A 20,505-nucleotide genomic window follows, 5' to 3' on the forward strand; every position below is an offset into this window, starting at 1 on the left:
AAACATGAAGACAATTCTTGCTGCGGCTCTCGCCGCAACCCTTTGCGCTGGCATCGCGTCAGCGCAGGAACTGAAGCCGCTCAATTCGGATTCAGAAGCGGACCGCATGGACTGGTCCGATCTCGACGCTAAACTCGGTGCGCTGCCGAAGCTGCCCGAAGGCCTCAAGGTCGGCGGCGTCTCCAAGACGCTCACCAATGAATATTGGCGCTCGCTCGGCGAAGGCTATCAGAAGTTCGCCGACAAGGTCGGCGTGACCGTCGCCTATCAGGCGGCGCAAAGCGAGGGCGACCAGCTCGGCCAGTTGACGATCGCCGAGGGCATGGTCACTCAGGGCTATAAGGTGTTGCTGGTCTCGCCGCAGACCGATGCCAACCTGCAGCCGGTCATCGAACAGGCGAAAGCCGCCAACGTACCGGTCGTCAACGTCAACGATGCGGTGATCCCGCAGGCCGAGCACTATGTCGGCAACGTCCAGCGTGACAACGGCGTTCGGGTCGCCAAGTGGTTCATGGAAAACCGCGCCAATGGCGGCAAGGTCGCGATCATCGAGGGCCAGGCCGGTGTCTATGCTGCCGTGCAGCGCACCGATGGCTTTAAGAGCACGATCGAACAGGGCGGCAAGTTCACGGTGATCGCCAGCGTTCCGGGCAACTGGGATCGCCAGATGTCCTATGACGCCGCAACCAACATTCTCCAGCAGCATCCTGATCTCGTCGGCTTCTACTGCAACAATGACGGCATGGCGCTTGGTGTTGTCGAGGCGGTGAAGGCCGCCGGCCTGCAGGACAAGGTCGTCGTCTTCGGTACCGACGGCATTTCCGATGCCTACAAGTCGATCGAAGCCGGCGAACTCACGGGCACCGTAGACAGCTTCCCGGTCCTGACGGGCGAGGTGGCGATGGAAGTCGCGTTGCGGCTCGTCTCCGGTCAGAAGCTGCCGCGCGTGGTCGCAACCCCGCAGGCCCTGATCACCAAGGACAACATCAAGGACTACCAGGGCGGCGACGTTCGCTCGGTGCTGATGAAGGCCGCAGGAAAGTAAACGCCTCCCAAGGCAGGATGGCCGGCCCAGCCGGCCGTCCGCACCTCAAAGGTTGGACTGTCATGGCACCTCCCAGACTGGCTTTCGAAGGCATCTCCAAGGTTTTCCCGGGCGTCAAGGCATTGTCCGACGTTTCGTTCAGCGTCGCCCCGGGTGAAATCCACGCGCTGCTCGGCGAGAATGGCGCAGGCAAGTCCACCCTGCTGCGCATTCTGTCCGGTGTCTTCCGTGCAACGGAAGGCGAAGTCAAAGTCGACGGCACGGTGCACCACTTCCGCAAGCCCGACAGCGCTCGCCAGGCAGGGATCGCCATGATCCACCAGGAACTTCAGCAAGTGCCGCATCTCAGCGTTGCCCAGAACATGTTCCTCGGCCATTCCCTGACCCGTTTCGGCGGCATGATCGTCAATCGCCGTGAGCAGGAACGGCGCGCGGCCGAGGCGCTTGCGATGATCGATCCGTCCATCGATCCGGCGGTTCCCATCTCGACGTTGAAGGTCGCCCAGCGGCAGGTCGTCGAGATCGCCAGAGCGCTTCTCGACAAGGCGAAGATCATCGCCATGGATGAACCCACGTCGAGCCTGACGCCGAGCGAATTCGAGAGGCTCGCCGAGATTATCGAGCGGTTGGCAGCGAGCGGCGTCTCGATCATTTACGTATCCCACAAGATGGACGAGGTCTTCCGGGTCTGCCAGCGCGCTACGGTGATGCGCGACGGCAAGGTCGTGGGCGTCGGCATCGATCTGAAAACGACCTCACCCGACGACGTCATCGCGATGATGGTTGGCCGCGAGCTGCTGACTGAAGAGCATCATTCCCACACCACAGATACCGTGAGTGTCGAGGTCCGCAATCTTTCGACGCACCGTATCCGCGACGTCTCGTTCGACCTTCACAAGGGTGAAGTCCTCGGCGTCGCAGGGCTCGTCGGCTCGGGCCGCACCGAACTCCTGCGCGCACTTTCCGGCGCGGACAAGCTTATCTCCGGCACGGTCAACGTCGATGGAAAGGCGTTGACGCTGTCCAATCCGCGTGCGGCGATCGCTGCCGGCATCGGGCTGCTACCCGAGGAGCGCAAACGCGAAGGCATCATTCCAGGCCGGTCCGTCAGCATGAACATGGCGCTGCCCTCGATGAACCGCTTCTCGAAAGCCGGGATCATCAACCATCGGAAACTCAAGCGGACGGCGGAAGACCTGCTCAAGCGCGTCAACCTGCGACCCTTCCAGCTCGACCGGCAGATCAGACTGTTTTCCGGCGGTAACCAGCAGAAGGCGATCATCGCACGCTGGCTGGCGGCCGGATCGCGCATCCTGCTGTTCGACGAGCCGACGCGCGGCATCGATGTCGGCGCGAAATCCGAAATCTATCACCTGATCGAAGATCTCGCTCACGAGGGACATTCGATTATCGTCGTCTCCTCCGAGCTTCCCGAGGTGATGCGGGTCTCCGACCGCGTGCTCGTCATGCGCGACGGCGCTGTTGTGGCTGAACTCGGCCACGAAGACCTCTCCGAAGAAACCATCGTTTCCCACGCCGTTGGGAAGGCCGACAACCGCCGTGGTGCGGCATGACCTACAGGAACATATCCATGTCTGACACGACCCAGAATGCCGGGGCGCCCACTTCCAAACTGTTCGGATCGTTCTCGGTACGCGATGCGGGCACCCTCATTGGATTGATCGCCATCGTCGTCATCTTCGGATTGCTGGCACCCGACTTTCTTTCGCAGAGAAACCTGCTCAACATCCTTCAGCAGTCGAGTATCAACGCCTGCCTGGCACTCGGCATGACGCTCGTCATCATCTCCGGTGGCATCGACCTCTCGGTCGGCCCGACGGCCGCGATCTCTGCCGTGATTACGGCCACGATGCTTGTCGCCGGCGTTCCCGTTCCGCTCGCCATCCTGGCCGGCCTCGCGATCGGCGCTATCTGCGGTCTCATCAACGGCGTACTCGTGGCCTATGCGGGCCTTCAGCCCTTCATCGTCACGCTCGGCACTCTCAGCACCTATCGCGCCATTGCGCTGATTTACACGGGCGGCAACCCGGTTCTCGGTGTGCCCGCGGGCTTCCGTTCGCTGTTCAACGGCTCCCTGCTCGGCCTTCCCATTCCGGTTATCATGGTCGCCGTCGTCGCCCTGCTCGCCTGGGTGCTGCTCAAGAAGACACCGCTTGGCGAATACCTGCTCGCTGTCGGCGGCAATGAAGAAGCGGCCTATGTCGCCGGCGTACCGATCGCCATCACTAAGATCACCGCCTATGTGATTTCGGGCGTCCTCGCTGCCCTGGCCTCGATGATCCTGGTCGGCCGCTTGGGTGCCGCCGAACCGATCCTCGGCAATCTCTGGGAACTCGACGCGATCGCGGCCGCCGCAATTGGTGGGGCCTCTCTGATGGGCGGCAAGGGCAGCGTCATCGGCACGATCCTCGGTGCGATCATCCTCGGCGCAATGCGCAATGGATTGACGCTGATGAATGTCCAGGCCTTCTACCAACTTCTGGCCACTGGTCTTATTATCCTGGTCGCGATGATGATCGATCGCGTCACAAGGGGTAGAGGATGAATTCTGCAAATGATCCCAAGGCGGTAGGCCCGCGCATCCGCATGATGATGCCGCAGCTCACCCCTTTGGAGGCGCGTGTCGTGGAGACGGTGTTCGGATTGAGGGATTTTTCCGAGGACACCGCTCTCAAGGATCTGGCGGCGGAAGCGGGAGTGTCCGAGGCCATGGTGGTCAAGATCACCAAGAAGCTCGGCTTCAGCGGCTATCGCGATTTCCGCACTGCAGTGTCGAATTACAACAGGCTTCCTACCGCTGAAATGCATCAGGAATTGTCAGCCGATGACAGTTCGAGGGAGATCATTCAGAAGGTCTTCCGGACGTCGATAAACGCGCTGGAGGAGACTCTCGCGATCCTGGACGTCGACGGTTTCGACCGCGCCGCCGATATACTCGCCAAGGCGGGGCAACGTGATTTCTACGGGGTTGGTGGTTCGGCACAGATTGCCAGGGACGTGGCTCACAAGTTCCTGAGGATCGGCGTGCGGGCCAATGTCCAGGACGATTCGCACATGATGCTGATGTCGGCGTCGCTGCTCGGAGCCGACGACATCGCGATCGGTTTCTCCCATTCCGGGAACACGACCGCTGTCATCGACGCCATCCAGCTCGCGCGGAAGTCGGGGGCGCGAACGATCGCCGTCACGAATTACGGTGGATCGCCGCTTGCGCAGATCGCCGACATCGTTCTGTGTTCCACCGCGCAAGGATCGCCTCTGATGGGCGAGAACGCCGCAGCCCGGATTGCCCAGCTCAACATCCTCGACGCGCTCTTCATGGCCGTCGCGCAGCGAAACTATCAGACGGCGGAGAAAAATCTCGAGAAGACGATGTCCGCCGTCGCATCCAAACGCAAGGACAGGCTTCCATGAGTTCCGCATCACCCTCCGTCGTCGTCTTCGGCAGCCTGCACTATGACATCATGGTGCACGGCCCGGCACGTCCTCGGAAGGGTGAAACCGTGACGGGGGATCACTGGCACCCGAAATGCGGCGGCAAGGGTGGCAATCAGGCAGTCTCGGCAGCGAAGACAGGGATACCGACGTCGATGATTGGTGCGGTCGCGGACGACGATTTCGGCCATGCCCTCACCGACAACCTGGCCCGCAGCAAGGTCGATCATCGCTTCGTCAAGAAAGTGACCGGGGTCGGTAGCGGCATGAGCGTCGCAATCTTCGACAGTGAAGGCGACTACGGCGCGGTCATCGTTTCCGGTAGCAATCTGATGTTGGGACAAGTGGATGTGGATGCAGCTTCGAAGGCGTTCGTCGACGGAGCGCTGCTGGTCCTGCAGAATGAGGTGCCTGATCACGCCAACGTCTCGGCGGCCAAGGCCATGAAGGTCGCGGGCGGAACAGTGGTTCTCAACGCCGCGCCCGCGCGACCTCTCTCCGCCGATTTGCAGCAACTGGTCGATGTCCTGGTGGTCAACGCCATCGAGGCCGAGCAGTTGGCCGAGCTTCCAGTTGTCGACACACTCGAGGGTGCCGCGAATGCCGCGAAACTGCTCGCGGCGAAATTCCCCGTCGTGGTCGTGACGGCGGGCGGCGATGGTGTCGCCTGCGCGACCCGGGAAGGTGATGCGTTCTCGATCGAGGCGATCAAGGTGGAACTGGTGAGCACCCATGGTGCCGGCGACGAATTCACCGGCGTTCTCGCCTCAGAACTCGCGCGTGGAAGTGGAATTCGTGCCGCAATCGAGGCCGCGAACCATGCGGCGGCGGTTCTGGTGAGCACGCCACGGGCAAACTGAAATCGTCTCGGCGAACATTGGCTTCGCGTCGGTCATTTCGGGGACATGCCGGATGTCGATTGGCATCGATCCACTTGTTCCGCGGGCTGATCTGCGCGCTTTCGCTCCATCCGCACGACAACGCTACCGCCATCGGCAGTCCGGCGCGCGCCAAGCGCCTTGACCGAAAAGAGCGCGTAGATGATCAGCGGAAGGCAGGCGAGATAGGATGTCCTGATGCCTGCATATTCGGCAATTAAACCGAGCAGAGGCGGCGCCAGGAAGAAGACGACGAAGGTCATCTGGCCGAGAGCGGCGACGTTGAGATATGCCGCGCGATCGGTACGCTGGGCGGCCGCCGAGACGGCGAGGGGGTAGACCGCGCTGCAGCCGGCGCCCATCAAGGCGAAGCCCGCCAGTGCGACATAGGAATGCGGTGCGCCCCCGACGGCGCAGATGCCAATCGCCGAAAGAACAAGCAGCATCGTGGCGACGGCGCGCGCACCAAACCGATCGACCAGCGGATCAACGAACAGGCGCGCCAGCGCCATGCAAAAGGTAAAGAGTGTCAATCCCAGTCCGCCGATGAAGGGCTCGACTGAAAACACGTCGCGCATATAGATCGCCGACCAGTCGATCCCGGCACCTTCGACGAGGAAGGCGGCGATGCCGATGACACAGAGCGGCATTAGTCCCCAGGTAGGAAGCGCTACCGGCGGCGCCTTGCCCTCGTCCTCCGTAATCCGCGCTGGCGCATTGCGCATGCCGGCGATCGCCCAGATGCCGATGACGAGGACCGCGACAAAGGTCACGGCGAGATGTAGCTGCATCGAAATACCGGCTTGGCGGACGACCGAAGAGACAAGCGCCGTGACGAAGAAGCCGAGGCTCCAGAAGCCATGGGCTCTGTTCATCACGCCGCGTCCCAGCTGCGCTTCGATGCGGTCGATCTCGACATTGAGATTGATCTCCAGCGCCCCGGCGAGCAGCCCTTCGACGAAAAGCAAACAGAACACGGCCGGCGCAGCGCCGATCCATGGCACGAGCGACAGCAGCGCAGATGTGCCGAGAACTGTAATGAACGCCGTCGTCCGCGCGCCGAGCCGGGCGATCAAGGGCGAAGACAAAGTCAACGAAATCAAGGCGCCGATCGCAGCCCCTATCAACGTCAACCCGAGCTCAGACTTATCGACGCCAAGCGCATCCTGCAAATCCGGCATCCTCGACAGCAGCGCCCCCAGCGACACGGCGAAGAGAAAGAAGCAGACATAGATCCGCTGTTGCGGCGCAATTTTCATGATGCAACTCCGGGGATTGACGCTTCGAAGCAGACGAGCGCTTTTAGATCTGTGATGAATACCTCACATGGCCGGAGATCAGAACTTGTTTCTGAGCGGATGCGACGGAGCACGCGGTTTGCCAGACATTCTTCGTGATCACTCGCCCGGTCGACTGCTCGATCCGGCGAAGGATATAGAAACTCGCAACTGACCGCGGCAGGCGTGCGCCCTGGATCCAGGAGAGGAGGCTGTCGAATGTCTCGTTCCATCGGAGGACGGCGCGGTCGAGCTGCCAATAGCTGTCGCCGAACCGGCGCATGTGATAGAGCATCGCCTGTCGGGAACACATTGTTGCACTGGAGATAGGAAATCGACACGAAGACCGTGAGCGACGCAGCCGGCCGCATTATCGACCTCTATCGTCGCCATGCTGATGCGTGGACAGCGGCGCGCGGCACGGCACTGTTGGAGCGTGCATGGATCGACCGGTTTGCAGAGATGCTGCCACGAATGGCGGCGGTGCTCGATATTGGTTGTGGCTCAGGTGACCCAATCGCTCGGTACCTTGCTGGCGGAGGTCATCTGATTACAGGCGTGGACAGTTCGCCAGAAATGATCTCCATATTCCGGACCAATCTTCCCGGCGAGACAGCGCAAGTGGGGGATATGCGCTCCCTGAAACTGGATCGGAGATATGGCGGGCTGATCGCTTGGGACAGCCTGTTTCACCTTGCTCCTTCCGATCAGCGCATGATCTTCTCCATCTTCCGCGACCATGCTGAACCGGAAGCACCATTGCTGTTCACGAGTGGTCCCGCCTTCGGCGAAGTTATCGGCACGCTGGAGGGGGAACCTCTCTATCATGCCAGCCTCGATCCCGACGAATACCGCATGCTGCTCGACCGGAATGGCTTTGACGTTGTTGCCCAAGTTGCGGAAGACCCAGATTGTGGCGGGCGCACGGTCTGGCTGGCGCGTCAGCGCTATGCGTAAAGCGTCGCGGAAATCCCAAGATCGCCCTGTCACTTTCTGCACCAACTGGAACAGCTGGGCGGGCCGGCAACAGATGGCCACCCGGAGCATACTCAGGCATATTCTGCGTTTTGCGAAGGCCGCCTTAATCCGGTAGAGAGCGGGGCGCCCGTCTCGATTGCCGCCGGCGCGATCAAGCTAGCCCCAGATTCGAACGACTCAAAACTGCTTGCACAGCCACCACCTTGAAAGGCTCACGGATGGTCAACCTTGTTGACGGACTGATTTTCGCAGGGTCGGCTTACGTGCACGGCAAGGCTTCGGGCAATGTTGTTGCAAGCGATCTGGAACTGAGTTTCTGGGGCGGGGTCGATCCCTGGACCGGCGAGGTGATCGATCGGCATCACCCCTTGAGCGGCCGCGGTCTCAAAGACCATATCCTCGCGATCCCGGGGGGCAGGGGGTCCTGCTCTGGCAGCGGCGTGATGTTGGAACTGCTGCTCAATGGCAATGGTCCCAAAGCGATGTTGTTCGAGCGAGAGGAGGATATCCTCACGCTCGGTGTCGTGATCGCCGAGGAGGTATTCGGTCAATCTATTCCCGTTGTAACGCTCGCGCCCGAGAATTTTCGCAAGGTGGTGAGTTCGGCATTTGTCGAGATCGACGGAAACGTTGTTGCCTGTTCCACCGACGGGCTGGCAATGGACGCCATTCCGTCGCATAGCAAAGACTCTGCCCCTCTTTTCGGTGAAGTCGCATTGTCGGAGCGGGATAGAGCTTATCTGGCTGGTGCTCACGGCAAGGCTGCACAATCGGCGATCCGCATCATCCTGCGAATGGCGAAACTGCAGGGCGCCACACAATTGATGGATGTCTCACAAGTCCACGTCGACGGCTGCATCTACACCGGACCGGGCTCGCTTTCGTTTGCCGAAAAACTGCGGGATCTGGGCGGGCGCGTTGTGGTGCCGACAACGCTCAACTCGATTTCGGTCGATCATCGACGCTGGCGCTCGCAAGGTATTGATCCCGTCCTGGGCGAGCCGGCCAGTCAGTTGGGTGACGTCTATGTCGAAATGGGTGCGCGGCCGACCTTCACCTGCGCGCCTTATCTGCTCGAGACGGCTCCCAAGATCGGCGAGCAGGTGGCCTGGGCAGAATCGAATGCCGTCATCTACGCCAACAGCGTTCTTGGTGCGCGGACAATGAAATATCCGGACTTTCTCGACATTTGCATCGCACTAACCGGCCGCGCGCCTCTGGCAGGCCCACATATCGACAGCAATCGCAAAGCCGGGCTGCTTGTCAGTGTCGCTAATATCGAAAACATCGACGATAGCTTCTATCCGCTGCTCGGTTATCACATTGGTGCGCTGGCATCGAACCTTATCCCTGTCGTCTCCGGTCTTGATCAGGCCGGTCCAACCAATGACGATCTCAAGGCCTTCGGCGCCGCGTTTGCGACCGTTTCCAGTGCACCGATGTTTCACATCGTGGGGGTGACGCCCGAGGCAAAGACGCTGGATGCCGTTGTCCCCTCAGCCATCAGCATCCCTTCGATCGATCTTCGGCTCGAGGAACTCGCGCCGAGTTGGGAGGAACTCAACAGCGCCGACGATGAGCGCGTCGATCTCGTCTCGCTCGGCAATCCGCATTTCTCGATCAGCGAAATCGAGAGGCTCGCGTCTCTGTGCAGCGGTCGAAAGAAGCATGTGGATGTGGCGATGGTGGTTACCTGCGGACGCGCAACGTACGATAAGGCCAACGAAGCCGGGCTGATAGCGGCCCTTGAACGCTTCGGGGTGGAGTTCGTGACGGACACATGCTGGTGCATGATCACTGATCCGATTATTCCCACCTTTGCGAAAACCATACTGACGAACTCGGGCAAATATGCCCATTACGGGCCGGGGATAACCGGTCGGCGCTTTTACTTCGGCGGCATTGCCGCATGCGTTGCGGCTGCATGTAGTGGGGTATACAGCAAGGCGGCGCCCAACTGGCTGAGGCAGGCCTAGCTGCCAGCACCAGGTGCGCAGACTTGCGTAACGAGACGGTTGCTGCCTGGGCGGTCGGGGTATCGCCAGCGTGCGCTCGTCTAGAATCTCGATGAAGCAGATGGATCCCCGCGCCGGCTGACATCCGCCTTTCCGATCCTGCGTACCGATGCAGAGGAATGGCGATGAACTCCGGTGCAAGCCGGCCGATCGTCGCCTGACATTTCTAAATAACCATCGCATATTTCGCCCCGAACAGCCACGAACAGATTGCTCGTCTCTCAAGGCGAATTCCCGATCGAGCTCGAACCTGTTTGTCGACTTGCACTCCCCGAAGCGTATTGTTGACTGGCGGTCTCGTGCCCGAGCAACCTAGGCGGTGAAGGTTGAAATACACATCCACCATTCACCGCGATCAGCCAGTTACGATTTCGGTCTTGAGACGCGGCTGGTTCAGGCTGGAGCTCAGCGGAAGCCGAAGAAGCTCAATATAGCCAGTACGATCACAACGGCGCCTACGAGCCAGATCAGGTTGTTCATCTGATTTTCCTTTCCCAAGTTGTTGTCATCGACCTCGATGAATGCGCCGGACGGCGCAATCTCGGCCACCATTACTGCTGCGGCAGGATGATTTTCTGTTCGGTCGTGTTCTTGACGGGCTTCTGGCCGGGCTCGTGCGACATCGTGCGGGTCGTGCTCTGGAGACTGTCGCCATCCGTGCTCGTCTTCGTCCGCGACTTGCTAAAGGTGCCTTTGTCCACGGCCTGGGCCTTCGTCTGAGACCTGAGCTTGTCGCCGTTGTCGTTGACATGGGTCTTGCTCATGGCCTTGCCGTTAGTGGTTGCAGCGCTCCCGCCTGAGCCGACGGAGGAGGTCGTCCCTTCGTCGGTCTGACACACGCCCGCCGTCCCGACGGAACTCGCAGACGTTGCGCCAGCCGCCGCACTTCCGCCCGTTCCGACAGTTCCAGCCGCGTTGCAGTCCTGTGCCGAGACGCCGGCCGTGGTGGACAAAACTGCGATACTGGCCGCGCCGATCAAACTCATGATCTTCATGTCTGGTCTCCTATTTATTGGGTTTCGTGACAGAGCAGGTGCCGTCCGAGCGCTTGGTGATGACGGTTCCGTCGGGCCGCGTGACACTTGCCGTCGAGTAGCTGTCGACGCTGCCCGCGCCTGCCGAGCTAGCTGACGACGAGGATGCCGCAGTCGACGAGCCGGCGCCGGTCGCACTCGAAGAAGACACCTTGCCGTTTCCGGCGGTGACGGTCGTAGACATATTGCCCGATGAGGTCCGGCCTTCGACCACCGTGCAGGTTGTCCCGTCGTCCAGTTTGATATCTTCCGAGGCAGCCTGACCGGCTACCAAGATCGCGGCTCCATAGATGATGCCTTTGACTGTGTTGATCATTTGCTTTCTCCGGTGAAAGGGCCGACGCCTTGTGGCGCCGGCCGGATGCCTCAGCATGAATGACTGGAGCCATTCTTCTTCATCTGGCCCGGAGCGCAGCCCTTCTTCCCATTGTTCTCATGGGATGAACCGGCTTGGCTTGCGCCGGTGCCGACGGTGCTGCCGGTTTTATCGCCGTCAGTCGACGATGCTCCCGTGCCGACTGAAGAGGCCGAATTGGCGTCACCTGACCCTGCGGCCGACCCACCGGTCCCGACAGAACTGCTCGACGTGCCGCCGCCCGCAGAGGAACCGCCTGTGCCGAGTGTCGATGCCGAACCCGAGCCGGAACCGGAGCCTGCAGCAGAACCACCGGTGCCCACGGTGCTGCTGGACTTGCCGCCGCCTGCCGACGATCCACCTGTGCCGATGGTCGAGGCGGAACCGGAACCGCAGTTTTTAGTTCCGGCAGGGCAGTCGCCACCGCCGGCGGAACTTCCACCAGTACCAACGGTGCTGCTCGAAGTTCCGCCGCCCGCCGACGATCCGCCCGTGCCGACGGTGCTGGATGACTGCGCGAATGCCGTCGCCGTCGTGCTTGCCAGCAAGGCTGCAGCGAACGCAATGTGGGTGAGCTTGATCATGTGATTTCCTCCGAATGTTTGTGTTTTGCCTTGGGTCAGTTTGACCGGCGGCTGTCTGGCAAACGAAGGGGAGTGCCGGCTGTTCCAAGGCTACGACCTCAGTCCGGGGTGGATCAGACCAAGGTCTAACCCACTGTAACGCATTGTGAATTTGCCCTTGTTTGGCAGCGGTTGATCGGGCTCGCAAGGTGCAGCATGCAGTTTCAAGGCCGGCTGAAGGTCTGCTCTTTAGCGAATTGGTGTCGCAAAGCAGCCTGTCTGATTCATGCCTACTTCATACCGCACACGCGTGCCGGCGGCCGCAATAAGAAGGCGATCGGAAGGCTCCGCCCTATGAACAACGGCAGGTCAGGTGAGGGATCAGCTCAGAGCGTGTCGATCAGCCCTCCGTCCACGCGCATGGAAGCTCCTGTCGTCGCGGATGCCAAAGGCGACGCCAGATAGGTTACCAGGTTGGCAATTTCCTCGACGCTTGCAGCTCGTTGGATAATCGAACCGCCACGATGCTTCTTGACGAAGTCCGCCGCGACCTCCTCGATCGGCTTGCCCGTCTTCGCACGCTCTTCGGCAAGCATCGCCTCGACGCCTTCGGACAGTGTCGGTCCGGGAAGAACCGAGTTCACAGTAACGCCCGTACCAGCCATGCGCTTGGCAAGCCCACGGGCAACCGCGATGTCCGCGGTCTTGCTGACGCCGTAATGAATCATCTCCACCGGTATGTTAAAGCCGGATTCCGACGCGATGAAGATGACGCGGCCCCAGTCGAGCTTCTGCATGCCCGGAAGATAGGCACGTGAAAGCCTGACGGCCGACATGACGTTTACCTGCCAATGGCGATCCCAGACCTCGTCGTCCGCATCGAAGAAGTCGAGCGGCTGGAAGATGCCCGCATTGTTGATCAGGATATCGACATGATGAACCTTGGCGACGAGAGCGTCACACCCTTCAGCGGTTGCGACATCGGCTGGTACGGCGCTCACGCTTCCCCTGGCACCTTCGCCTTTCAGGCGTTCGGCCGCCTTAGCGGTCTTTTCTTCAGACCGTCCGTTGACCACCACGTTCGCACCAGCCCTCGCAAGCTGGCGGGCGATCGCGTAGCCGATGCCTTCGGTAGATCCAGTAATCAGCGCGGTTTTGCCTGTGAGGTCGATCTGCATCTGCGGCTCCTTCTGAGGTTGGATCAGTGAAGGTATGATCTGGCGGTCGGTCTCGCAACAGCCCGCGACGTCGATGATCCTTTCGGGTGGGACCCGTGGCGGTGCCCTGGAAGCGGGTTTGCAAGCTGATCCAGAAGCAGATGACATTCTCTCAGAGTTCGAGCAGTGATCCGGCAAGCGCGACACTTGGAAAGAAGGCAACAGCTCGATTGGCAGACCTAAGGTGTCCGCCGTCCCTTATGAACCGTCCGGAAACCGGTAATTCATTCTCGTATAAATCTGCTCGAATCCGGCCACAATGAGATTGGCGTGAGAGATATTCGGCTCATCGGCCGACGGTTGGGCGGTTTCGACGACGAATGTCTGAACGCCCTGGCTGGCGCCTTGGTTTAGACGCGCGGCAATCAGGGCCCTCTGTGCCCCGCGATTGCAAAACTCGGGAACGGTCGAGCCACCGCCAAGCCAAGCACAGCCGTCTGCCGCATACATCGCGCCGGTCGCAATCGGCCTGCCGTCCAATTCCGCGAAAAAACAGCTCCAACCGTCCTTCCCGACGATCGCTGACCAAAGCGGGGTCAGGTTTGCCGGAAAGTGAAATCCGGCGCACATCATCGAACCGAAGATCTCGGCTTCGGTGACATTGACCTGCCGGGTCGCGACCTCTCCAGAATGGATGAGTGGCGTGGAAGGCGCTGTTCGCCGTAGTTTTGCCCATCCGTGACCTTGGGCAACAAGGCCTCGTTTCCTTATCCAGTCGTGTGTCCGTTGAGGAGCGGTGGCAGCGTTCATTTGTAAGTAGCGTCGGCCCGCCCTTTTGCTCATCCATTCACAGGCCATGTCGAGATCTTCAGGTGCCACGATGCCGAGCACCCGATTGAGACCGATGGCGGGCGCGCTTGGCAGCGATATTGCGCAACCTCCAGCCAATGGCATGCAGCGAAACTCAGCCTGGTCGACGAACGTCTGCGGCGCGATCATGAAGAGGTCGATAAATGCTTTCACTTCGATGATTTCTTCTTCCGGCACCATTTGGTGCGATGCTGACGGGCGATCCATGCTCGTGTCCTTAACGATCAAACGGCCAAACAGACTTCACCGCAGCGACGTCAGCAGCGGTGTAAGCCGGCGGTTGCGAGCGGGGTTAAGTCAGGAAGTCCGCTATCGCGGTGGCAATTTCTCGGGAATGCGTCTCCAACGCGAAGTGGCCGGTATTGAGGAGCTGGATCTCAGCGTTCGGGAGATCGCGTCTAAAGGCCTCCGCACCTGCGGGCAGGAAGAAGGGATCCTTGTCGCCCCAGATTGCCAGGAACCTGGGTTGATGCCGGCGGAAATATGCTTGAAACATCGGATACAGGACCACGTTGCTCGCGTAGTCGAGCGCAAGGTCGAATTGGATTTCTTCACTATCCGGACGCGCCATGTAGAAGGCATCGAGCGAATAGCCATCGGGAGACACGTTCGATAAATCCGAAACACCGTGTTCGTACTGCCAGCGGATGGCGAGAGGTTTCATGATCTCGCGCAGGGCATCGCGGTTGGCGGTCGTGGGATCGGACCAGTATCGCCTGATCGGATTCCAGACGTCGCTCAACCCCTCTTCGTAGGCATTGCCATTTTGGGAAATGATTGCCGTCACCCGCTCGGGAAACTTCATCGCGACGCGGAAGCCGATGGGTGCTCCGATATCGAAAGCGTAGAGGGCAAATCGTTCGATGCCCAGCACCTCAATGAACCTCTGGATGATGTGGGCAAGATTGTCGAACGTGTAGGCGAAATTTTCGCGCGCGGGCGCCTCCGACTGGCCGAACCCCGGTATGTCGGGCGCGATAAGGTGAAATCGGTCCGCAAGCAGTGGAATAAGATCGCGAAACATGTGGCTCGATGACGGAAACCCGTGCAGCAGTAACAGGGCCGGTTTGGCTGGTTCTCCGGCCTGCCGATAAAATACATCACGACCGTCGATATCAACGCGGTGATGGGTGGTATGCGTCATGTCGTTCTTTCCCCATAGAAACCGAATCGCTGAGACCGGGAGTGCTCTCGCCGTTTATAAGCTCGGACCGGTTGCGCCACCGGCTGTCGTGGCCATAGGCCAGCGCGACCTTTCGGGATTGCTGTTGTTCCAGCCGTCCTCCGCACGCCGTTTCTGTTGCAGAAGCTCGTGAAAACTCCTGCAACTGGGTCTTGTGGCGTTCATTATCTTCCTCGCAAGGCCTCGAGCCGCGTATGCAATTCTGCATTCTCCGACTCCAGTTCGGCTAAGCGTTCACGCAACGCTGCCACCGCTTTCGCGACCTCCTCTTCGGTGTAACGCGGTGTGATATGTTGAGGGCAGTTCCAATCGAAGGCTTCCAGCCGCAGTCGAAAAATCCGCTCTGCTTTTGCTCGGTAGCCGGCGTCGAAAACCAGGTCGGCCAGCGCCGGGTCGGCATCGAGTGTCAGCTTCTCGACATGCATGTAGATCTTGAGGCGGGCTCGTCGCGGGTAATCCACCACAAAGAGACAGGCCCGGTCATTTGCGGCAAAGTTTCCGGTACTGATATATTGGCGGTTGCCCCTGTAGTCGGCGAACGCCAGTGTTTTCCTGTCGACGATTTTCAGAAAGCCCTTTGGACCACCGCGATGCTGAACATAGGGCCAACCGGTTTCCGACACAGAGGCAATGTAGAAGCTGTCCCGTGCAGAGATGAAAGCCAGTTCGCTGTTGGTGAAGCTGTCGGATTCCCGATGGTGGTCGCCTAACCAGATCTGGTCGGCACCCATTTCAGCTTGTGCCAGCCGCACATTCGGAGTGACTGCAACTTCCAAAAAATGGTATGGCATGGGGATCTCCAAAATCGGGAATTTGGTAACGGCTTTTCAGCGGTGCGACCTCGACTTGACGGAAACCTTCGCCACACCGCCGGCAACCATGCCTGATCGTCACTCCTTTGCGACGCGGCGATCCAGGAAATCGTTGATTAGCGGAGCAGCGACGTCCAACTTTTCTTCGAGCAGGAAGTGACCTGAGTTCAGGATATGAAGTTCGGCATCCGGAAGATCCTTGAGATAAGGATGAGCGCCGGCCTCAGGAAAGATGTAATCATTCTTGCCCCAGACGATGAGCGTGGGCGGCTTGCGCTCACGAAAGAAACTTTGGAACGCGGGGTAAAGCGGAACGTTGGTGCGATAATCATACAACATGTCGAGCTGGATATCCTTATTGCCAGGTCGGTCCAGAAGAGCCTGGTCGTGAACCCAGTTGTCAGGGCTGATGCGCGACACGTCTTCCATGCCATCGGTATACTGGAACTTGGTCGTTTCGAGCGTGACCAGACCGGAGAGCGCCCCGCGGCTCTTCTCCGACCCATCGGACCAATAGGTCTTGATGGGATCCCAGAATTCCTTCAGCCCTTCATCATAGGCGTTGCCGTTCTGGATGATCAGCGCACTCACCCGTTCCGGATGTTTCAGCGCCAGGCGGTAACCCACCGGTGCACCATAATCCATGACGTACATTGCGTAGCTTTTGACCGCCAAATGGTCGAGTAACTTGTCTACGATATCGGCGACGCCGCCAAACGTGTAGGCAAACTTACCACGGTCGGGAGACGCGCTTTGGCCATAACCGGGATAGTCCGGCGCGATGACGTGGTATCGGTCTGCAAGAAGCGGGATCAGATTCCGGAACATGTGGGAGGACGTCGGAAACCCATGGAGTAGCAGCACGACCGGAGCGTCGGCCGGGCCAGCTTCCCGGTAGAAGATATCGAGGCCCTCGATCTTTGCGGTTCGGTAGTGGATGGGAACCGGAGCTTCGCGAAGCTCCGCCGTGGCGTGCGCAGGAAGTGCGCTTACCATTGTTGCCGTGGTCATGCTGGCGGTCGCCAACATCAGGCACATGATCAAACTACGCATGATAGTCTCCCCATAGGTCGAGATGAAACGAAAGTTGGTTTCGAGTAAGGGCTGCTTTGGGCCGTTCGGGTCGCGATAAACCACGTCACCGAATGCTGTTGCATCAGTCAGGAAATGGCAGTGATGCAGAATTCCAATGCACGTAGATGTTTGAGTGAGGGCAACGACGGATCAGCCGACGTCGCCATTCGTCAAGGGCTTCTATGGGTAGGAGTAAGCGGGTTTCTGATCGCTCTCAATTGCGATCTAGGTCGCCTGCAACTAGACGGTGGCATTGCAACCATAGACCTTCGTATATCGATTTGTCCTTACGCAACACCTGGAAATCCCGTAACTATTTCCGTCGGACGATCGGCCACCCTTCTCTACTTCCTGACATGAGTCGGAACTTCTAGGCTCGCGAACGTCTCAAACTCTGAACGGAGAGTGCGGTGGAACGAGAGCCGGAAACCGATCCCATTATTGATCTAATCCCCGCCATGGTGTGGTCCGCAACGTCGGAAGGCATGCTCGATTTTGCCAACCAGCATTTTCTCGAGTTCATCGGGGCGCCGCTTGAGGAAATCTCCGGAGTGGGGTTCTACAAGCTATTTCATCCTGACGACACGTCACATCTCGCTTCGGAATGGCATGACATCATGGCCTCGAAGCATGCCAGGGAGGTCGTGGGCAGACTGAGGCGCGCAGATGGCCAATATCGTTGGTGCACGCTCCGCCAGAAGCCGCGGCTCGATGCAGAAGGAAATGTCCTGAGATGGTACGGTGTGGTCCTCGATATCGAGGACCGCAAACAGGCCGAAAACGCATTGAAGGAAACGAAGACTGCGCTCGCGGCCAGCGAAGAGAACCTCAGCCTCATCATCAATTCGCTGCCGGTTCTCGTATGGTCAGCGCGACCGGATGGCAGCGCCGATTTTGTCAATAAAAGCTGGCTGGACTATGCGGGTCGTCCTGCCGACCAAATCCTCGGCTGGGGCTTCCTGGACCTTTATCATCCAGACGATATTCCCGGCATGGTGGACATCTGGAAGAGAGACCTCGAGCATTCCGACCACACTGTTTTGAAAGGACGCATTCGCGGAGCAGACGGCAAATACCGTTGGTTTTACTTCTCCGGACGCAAGCTAGTCGACGCCAACGGCGTCGTTCGTTGGTTCGGCGTCAATATCGATATCGAAGACCTGCAATATGCGGAGAACGCTCTTCGACAAAGCGAAGCTGCGCTCAGAGAAAGTGAACACAAGCTCAATCTAATCATCAACACGATACCCGCCATGGCTTGGTCGTGTACCTCGGATGGCCGGCTTGAATATTTTAATCGAAACTTGATCGATTATGTCGGCCTGCCTTTTGAAGAGATCGTCGGCTTCGGTTTTTATCGCATGTTTCATCCTGATGATGTCGAGCCGATGCGTATGGCCTGGGACGATATCGTAGCTTCAAAAAAAAGTCGTCCGGTGGATGCCCGCATCAGACGCGCCGATGGCGAATATCGATGGTTCAACCTTCGACAAAGCCCACTTCTGGATTCAGATGGAAATGTTGTGCGATGGTACGGCGTCGTCGTGGATATTGAGGATCGCAAACGGGCGGAAGAGTCCTTGCGACAAAGCCAGAGCGAACTCGCGCATGTGACCCGGATGACGGCAACAGGTGAACTTGCCGTTTCAATTGCCCATGAAGTCAACCAGCCGCTGATGGCAATCGTCACGAATGCCGGCACATGTCTGCGATGGCTACAGCCGGGTCACACCGATCTGGAGCAAGCGCGGCTGGCAGCCGAAAGGATCGTCAGGGACGGGCATCGCGCCGGCGACATTATCACCAGTATCCGGGCAATGGCACAAAAGCTGCCTGCGAAAATTGAGCAAACCGACCTCCGACCTGCCGTGCGTGAGGTGCTGAATCTGTTGACTGGCGAACTTCAAAGGCGCGGGATAGACGTTGTTCTTGATATGGCGGAAGTGCCTATTGAAGTCGTAGGAGACCGGACACAACTGCAGCAAGTCGTTCTAAACTTGATCATGAATAGCGCGGAAGCGATGGCAGCTTCTTGCGAGGCACGACGCATCGTCATCCGATGTACTATAGATGAGGAACTTGTGAAAGTGAGTGTTTCGGACACGGGGCGCGGGGTAGCTGTTCACCAGTTGGAGCGCGTTTTCGAAGCATTCTACAGCACGAAGGCCGAAGGCATCGGAATGGGCTTGTCGATATGCCGTTCCATCGTCGAAGCCCATGGCGGCCGGATTTGGGCTACGGCTGCGGAGAACGGGGGAGGGGGACAGTTCACGTTTACCTTGCCTCTGGCAGAGGGCGTGAGCGTCCATGATAGATGATCGCAAAAGAGGCCGGCCGACAGTCATTATCATCGATGACGACCAAAGTGTCCGCGAAGCATTGAGAGGATTGTTCGAGTCTGTCGGACTTGTGGCTGAAACCCATTGCTCTGTGGCCGAGTTTCTTGCTGTGGATGATCCTGATCGTGCAGGCTGCATTGTACTGGATATCCGCTTGCCAGGTCAGAGCGGCCTGGAGTTCCAAGAGGCGCTCGCAAGAGGCGGGCGCCCAAGGTCTGTGGTGCTGATCAGCGCTCATGTGGACGTCGCGATGGCTGTCCGCGCCATGAAGGCCGGAGCTATCGATGTGCTTACCAAGCCAGTGCGGGAGCAGGACCTGCTCGAAGCGGTGAACCGCGCCTTGGCAAGCGATAGCGCTCGCCGGGAAGAGGCAAGCCAAACGGCTGCATTGCGCCAAAGGTATTCCAAACTTACCGACCGTGAGCGGCAGATTATGACACTGGTTGTCGCCGGGAAACTGAACAAACAAATTGCGGCAGAGGTTCAACTCGCTGAGGCCACAGTGAAGCTTCACCGCGGTCATATGATGCGGAAAATGCATGCATCGTCAGTTGCAGATCTGGTCAGGATCGCGGGCATTCTGGAGGTGTGAAAGCAGCTCTTGGAGGAGCGGGCTTCGATCCCTTTCAATCCGCTATCGACGTGGACCGATATCGTTCTTGCCCATTTCAAATCCCTTGAAATCTTGCATCGTTCTGCGTACTTTGATATCAAAGTCATCGTTCGTACGGAGGTGATATCAGTGCCGGCGGTCACCATTCGAAATCTTTCTGACGAAACACATCGTGCTCTGCGGGTGCGAGCGGCACATCATGGCCGCAGCACCGAGGCCGAGATCCGTGACATTATCGAAGCCGCTGTCCGTCCCTCTGAGCGCGTGAAGCTAGGTTCCTTACTGGCAGCTATTGGCCGTGAAGCTGAGCTTTCCAATCTGGATGTCGAAGCGCTTCAGAATAATCGCGATGACACTCCTGCTGTACCGATGCCCTTCGAATGATCTTGTTGGACACCAACGTCTTATCCGAACCGTGGAAACCGGCTCCCGATGAGCGAGTGGTCGCCTGGCTAGATGCCCAAGCCATCGAGACGCTGTTTCTTTCCGTAATAACGATTGCTGAACTTCGCTTCGGGATTGCGGCCATGCCGCTAGGGAAGCGACAAACTATCCTTCGCGATCGACTTGAGGGCGAAGTGTTGCCGCATTTTTCCGAGCGCATCCTGTCCTTCAATCTGGCGAGTTCGCAGTTCTACTCGGAACTGATGGTGCGCGCGCGAGTCTCTGGGAGGGCTATCGGCACGTCTGATGGCTACATTGCAGCTACAGCAGCAGCGAACGGCCTCGCGGTCGCAACTCGCGATACAAGCCCGTTCGAGGCTGCCGGGTTGAAAGTGATTAATCCCTGGGCCCGATAACGATAGTCTGAATCCACCTATGGTTGGTTCACTTCGCTTCAAGTGCTTCCGGTTCG

22 protein-coding genes and 1 pseudogene are annotated in these 20,505 nt (G+C 59.0%); 11 read left to right on the top strand and 12 right to left on the bottom strand.

All coding sequences use genetic code 11. The annotated features are described in order from the left end of the window. Positions 1-4 precede the first annotated feature (4 nt). From FHX10_RS07240 to FHX10_RS07260, 5 genes are all read left to right on the top strand, one after another. Entirely contained in the window at positions 5-1,045 is a 1,041-nt protein-coding gene (locus FHX10_RS07240) for a substrate-binding domain-containing protein (protein WP_028757180.1), read from the top strand. A gap of 62 nt (positions 1,046-1,107) precedes the next feature. Next, complete coding sequence (locus FHX10_RS07245; protein ID WP_097544238.1) at positions 1,108-2,619, top strand: sugar ABC transporter ATP-binding protein; 1,512 nt, start codon at positions 1,108-1,110, stop codon at positions 2,617-2,619. Positions 2,620-2,636: 17 nt separating this feature from the next. Next, positions 2,637-3,611, top strand: a complete 975-nt coding sequence (locus FHX10_RS07250; RefSeq protein WP_028757178.1) for an ABC transporter permease — start codon at positions 2,637-2,639, stop codon at positions 3,609-3,611. After that, positions 3,608-4,480, top strand: a complete 873-nt coding sequence (locus FHX10_RS07255) for a MurR/RpiR family transcriptional regulator (protein ID WP_028757177.1) — start codon at positions 3,608-3,610, stop codon at positions 4,478-4,480. Before FHX10_RS07250 ends, FHX10_RS07255 begins: the two co-directional genes overlap by 4 nt. Next, positions 4,477-5,361 carry a ribokinase gene (locus FHX10_RS07260; protein ID WP_028757176.1) on the top strand — a complete coding sequence of 295 codons (885 nt, stop codon included), beginning with the start codon at positions 4,477-4,479 and terminating at the stop codon, positions 5,359-5,361. The genes FHX10_RS07255 and FHX10_RS07260 overlap by 4 nt, the downstream gene beginning before the upstream one ends. A gap of 32 nt (positions 5,362-5,393) precedes the next feature. Here the strand turns inward: FHX10_RS07260 and FHX10_RS07265 are convergent, their stop codons facing one another. After that, positions 5,394-6,638 (bottom strand): MFS transporter, encoded by a 1,245-nt coding sequence (locus FHX10_RS07265; protein WP_244604754.1) that lies wholly within the window; start codon positions 6,636-6,638, stop codon positions 5,394-5,396. A 366-nt stretch (positions 6,639-7,004) separates the two neighbouring features. Here FHX10_RS07265 and FHX10_RS07270 point away from each other — a divergent pair, with 366 nt between their 5' ends. Together FHX10_RS07270 and FHX10_RS07275 are read left to right on the top strand one after the other, a co-directional pair. Further along, on the top strand, positions 7,005-7,613 hold the full coding sequence (locus tag FHX10_RS07270) for a class I SAM-dependent DNA methyltransferase (RefSeq protein WP_097544200.1): 609 nt from the start codon (positions 7,005-7,007) through the stop codon (positions 7,611-7,613). A 239-nt stretch (positions 7,614-7,852) separates the two neighbouring features. After that, positions 7,853-9,610: an aconitase X gene (locus FHX10_RS07275; RefSeq protein WP_028757459.1), complete on the top strand. Its 1,758-nt coding sequence runs from the start codon at positions 7,853-7,855 to the stop codon at positions 9,608-9,610. A gap of 26 nt (positions 9,611-9,636) precedes the next feature. Here the strand turns inward: FHX10_RS07275 and FHX10_RS35650 are convergent. The 11 genes and pseudogenes from FHX10_RS35650 to FHX10_RS07325 all read right to left on the bottom strand — a co-directional run. Next, positions 9,637-9,931: pseudogene (locus tag FHX10_RS35650) on the bottom strand (hypothetical protein); the annotation flags it as partial. Between the two features lie 123 nt (positions 9,932-10,054). Then, complete coding sequence (locus FHX10_RS07280; RefSeq protein WP_164735894.1) at positions 10,055-10,201, bottom strand: hypothetical protein; 147 nt, start codon at positions 10,199-10,201, stop codon at positions 10,055-10,057. Next, positions 10,201-10,644, bottom strand: coding sequence for a hypothetical protein (locus tag FHX10_RS07285; RefSeq protein WP_028757460.1), 444 nt, complete (start codon positions 10,642-10,644; stop codon positions 10,201-10,203). The genes FHX10_RS07280 and FHX10_RS07285 overlap by 1 nt, the downstream gene beginning before the upstream one ends. Positions 10,645-10,654: 10 nt before the next feature. After that, a complete protein-coding gene (locus tag FHX10_RS07290; RefSeq protein ID WP_028827743.1) occupies positions 10,655-10,999 on the bottom strand; it encodes a hypothetical protein in 345 nt (114 codons plus the stop codon). Positions 11,000-11,049: 50 nt separating this feature from the next. Beyond that, positions 11,050-11,622: a hypothetical protein gene (locus tag FHX10_RS34945; RefSeq protein ID WP_097544201.1), complete on the bottom strand. Its 573-nt coding sequence runs from the start codon at positions 11,620-11,622 to the stop codon at positions 11,050-11,052. A gap of 365 nt (positions 11,623-11,987) precedes the next feature. Further along, the gene (locus FHX10_RS07300) at positions 11,988-12,779 is read right to left on the bottom strand and encodes an SDR family NAD(P)-dependent oxidoreductase (protein ID WP_097596310.1); all 792 of its coding nucleotides are present in this window, start codon (positions 12,777-12,779) and stop codon (positions 11,988-11,990) included. A 237-nt stretch (positions 12,780-13,016) separates the two neighbouring features. Further along, complete coding sequence (locus FHX10_RS07305; protein ID WP_097544239.1) at positions 13,017-13,835, bottom strand: N-acetyltransferase; 819 nt, start codon at positions 13,833-13,835, stop codon at positions 13,017-13,019. Between the two features lie 85 nt (positions 13,836-13,920). Next, on the bottom strand, positions 13,921-14,772 hold the full coding sequence (locus FHX10_RS07310) for an alpha/beta fold hydrolase (protein ID WP_184389193.1): 852 nt from the start codon (positions 14,770-14,772) through the stop codon (positions 13,921-13,923). Next, complete coding sequence (locus tag FHX10_RS35655; protein ID WP_244653192.1) at positions 14,744-15,019, bottom strand: DUF1348 family protein; 276 nt, start codon at positions 15,017-15,019, stop codon at positions 14,744-14,746. Before FHX10_RS35655 ends, FHX10_RS07310 begins: the two co-directional genes overlap by 29 nt. Next, complete coding sequence (locus FHX10_RS07320) at positions 14,976-15,602, bottom strand: pyridoxamine 5'-phosphate oxidase family protein (protein WP_184389196.1); 627 nt, start codon at positions 15,600-15,602, stop codon at positions 14,976-14,978. Before FHX10_RS07320 ends, FHX10_RS35655 begins: the two co-directional genes overlap by 44 nt. A gap of 99 nt (positions 15,603-15,701) precedes the next feature. Then, positions 15,702-16,676, bottom strand: coding sequence for an alpha/beta fold hydrolase (locus tag FHX10_RS07325; RefSeq protein WP_184389199.1), 975 nt, complete (start codon positions 16,674-16,676; stop codon positions 15,702-15,704). A gap of 431 nt (positions 16,677-17,107) precedes the next feature. On the opposite strand from FHX10_RS07325, the gene FHX10_RS07330 reads away from it, so the two are divergent. From FHX10_RS07330 to FHX10_RS07345, 4 genes are all read left to right on the top strand, one after another. Continuing rightward, positions 17,108-19,015 carry a PAS domain S-box protein gene (locus FHX10_RS07330; RefSeq protein ID WP_184389201.1) on the top strand — a complete coding sequence of 636 codons (1,908 nt, stop codon included), beginning with the start codon at positions 17,108-17,110 and terminating at the stop codon, positions 19,013-19,015. After that, positions 19,005-19,628 carry a response regulator transcription factor gene (locus tag FHX10_RS07335; protein WP_028757555.1) on the top strand — a complete coding sequence of 208 codons (624 nt, stop codon included), beginning with the start codon at positions 19,005-19,007 and terminating at the stop codon, positions 19,626-19,628. The genes FHX10_RS07330 and FHX10_RS07335 overlap by 11 nt, the downstream gene beginning before the upstream one ends. 150 nt (positions 19,629-19,778) lie before the next feature. Next, entirely contained in the window at positions 19,779-20,033 is a 255-nt protein-coding gene (locus FHX10_RS07340; RefSeq protein WP_097544240.1) for a FitA-like ribbon-helix-helix domain-containing protein, read from the top strand. Further along, positions 20,030-20,449 carry a type II toxin-antitoxin system VapC family toxin gene (locus FHX10_RS07345; protein ID WP_183905497.1) on the top strand — a complete coding sequence of 140 codons (420 nt, stop codon included), beginning with the start codon at positions 20,030-20,032 and terminating at the stop codon, positions 20,447-20,449. The genes FHX10_RS07340 and FHX10_RS07345 overlap by 4 nt, the downstream gene beginning before the upstream one ends. Positions 20,450-20,505: the final 56 nt, after the last annotated feature.

Source organism: Rhizobium sp. BK591, assembly GCF_014195045.1.
Taxonomy (GTDB): Bacteria; Pseudomonadota; Alphaproteobacteria; order Rhizobiales; family Rhizobiaceae; genus Rhizobium; species Rhizobium anhuiense.

Excerpts from the sequence above, each read along its gene's own strand:
- FHX10_RS07240 (WP_028757180.1), top strand. The coding sequence starts at position 5 with ATGAAGACAATTCTTGCTGCGGCTCTCGCCGCAACCCTTTGCGCTGGC.
- FHX10_RS07320 (WP_184389196.1), bottom strand. The coding sequence starts at position 15,602 with ATGCCATACCATTTTTTGGAAGTTGCAGTCACTCCGAATGTGCGGCTG.
- FHX10_RS34945 (WP_097544201.1), bottom strand. The coding sequence starts at position 11,622 with ATGATCAAGCTCACCCACATTGCGTTCGCTGCAGCCTTGCTGGCAAGC.
- FHX10_RS07285 (WP_028757460.1), bottom strand. The coding sequence starts at position 10,644 with ATGAAGATCATGAGTTTGATCGGCGCGGCCAGTATCGCAGTTTTGTCC.
- FHX10_RS07325 (WP_184389199.1), bottom strand. The coding sequence starts at position 16,676 with ATGCGTAGTTTGATCATGTGCCTGATGTTGGCGACCGCCAGCATGACC.
- FHX10_RS07275 (WP_028757459.1), top strand. The coding sequence starts at position 7,853 with ATGGTCAACCTTGTTGACGGACTGATTTTCGCAGGGTCGGCTTACGTG.
- FHX10_RS07245 (WP_097544238.1), top strand. The coding sequence starts at position 1,108 with ATGGCACCTCCCAGACTGGCTTTCGAAGGCATCTCCAAGGTTTTCCCG.
- FHX10_RS35655 (WP_244653192.1), bottom strand. The coding sequence starts at position 15,019 with ATGCAGAATTGCATACGCGGCTCGAGGCCTTGCGAGGAAGATAATGAA.
- FHX10_RS07305 (WP_097544239.1), bottom strand. The coding sequence starts at position 13,835 with ATGGATCGCCCGTCAGCATCGCACCAAATGGTGCCGGAAGAAGAAATC.
- FHX10_RS07345 (WP_183905497.1), top strand. The coding sequence starts at position 20,030 with ATGATCTTGTTGGACACCAACGTCTTATCCGAACCGTGGAAACCGGCT.
- FHX10_RS07290 (WP_028827743.1), bottom strand. The coding sequence starts at position 10,999 with ATGATCAACACAGTCAAAGGCATCATCTATGGAGCCGCGATCTTGGTA.
- FHX10_RS07250 (WP_028757178.1), top strand. The coding sequence starts at position 2,637 with ATGTCTGACACGACCCAGAATGCCGGGGCGCCCACTTCCAAACTGTTC.
- FHX10_RS07280 (WP_164735894.1), bottom strand. The coding sequence starts at position 10,201 with ATGGTGGCCGAGATTGCGCCGTCCGGCGCATTCATCGAGGTCGATGAC.
- FHX10_RS07300 (WP_097596310.1), bottom strand. The coding sequence starts at position 12,779 with ATGCAGATCGACCTCACAGGCAAAACCGCGCTGATTACTGGATCTACC.
- FHX10_RS07260 (WP_028757176.1), top strand. The coding sequence starts at position 4,477 with ATGAGTTCCGCATCACCCTCCGTCGTCGTCTTCGGCAGCCTGCACTAT.
- FHX10_RS07335 (WP_028757555.1), top strand. The coding sequence starts at position 19,005 with ATGATAGATGATCGCAAAAGAGGCCGGCCGACAGTCATTATCATCGAT.
- FHX10_RS07265 (WP_244604754.1), bottom strand. The coding sequence starts at position 6,638 with ATGAAAATTGCGCCGCAACAGCGGATCTATGTCTGCTTCTTTCTCTTC.
- FHX10_RS07255 (WP_028757177.1), top strand. The coding sequence starts at position 3,608 with ATGAATTCTGCAAATGATCCCAAGGCGGTAGGCCCGCGCATCCGCATG.
- FHX10_RS07310 (WP_184389193.1), bottom strand. The coding sequence starts at position 14,772 with ATGACGCATACCACCCATCACCGCGTTGATATCGACGGTCGTGATGTA.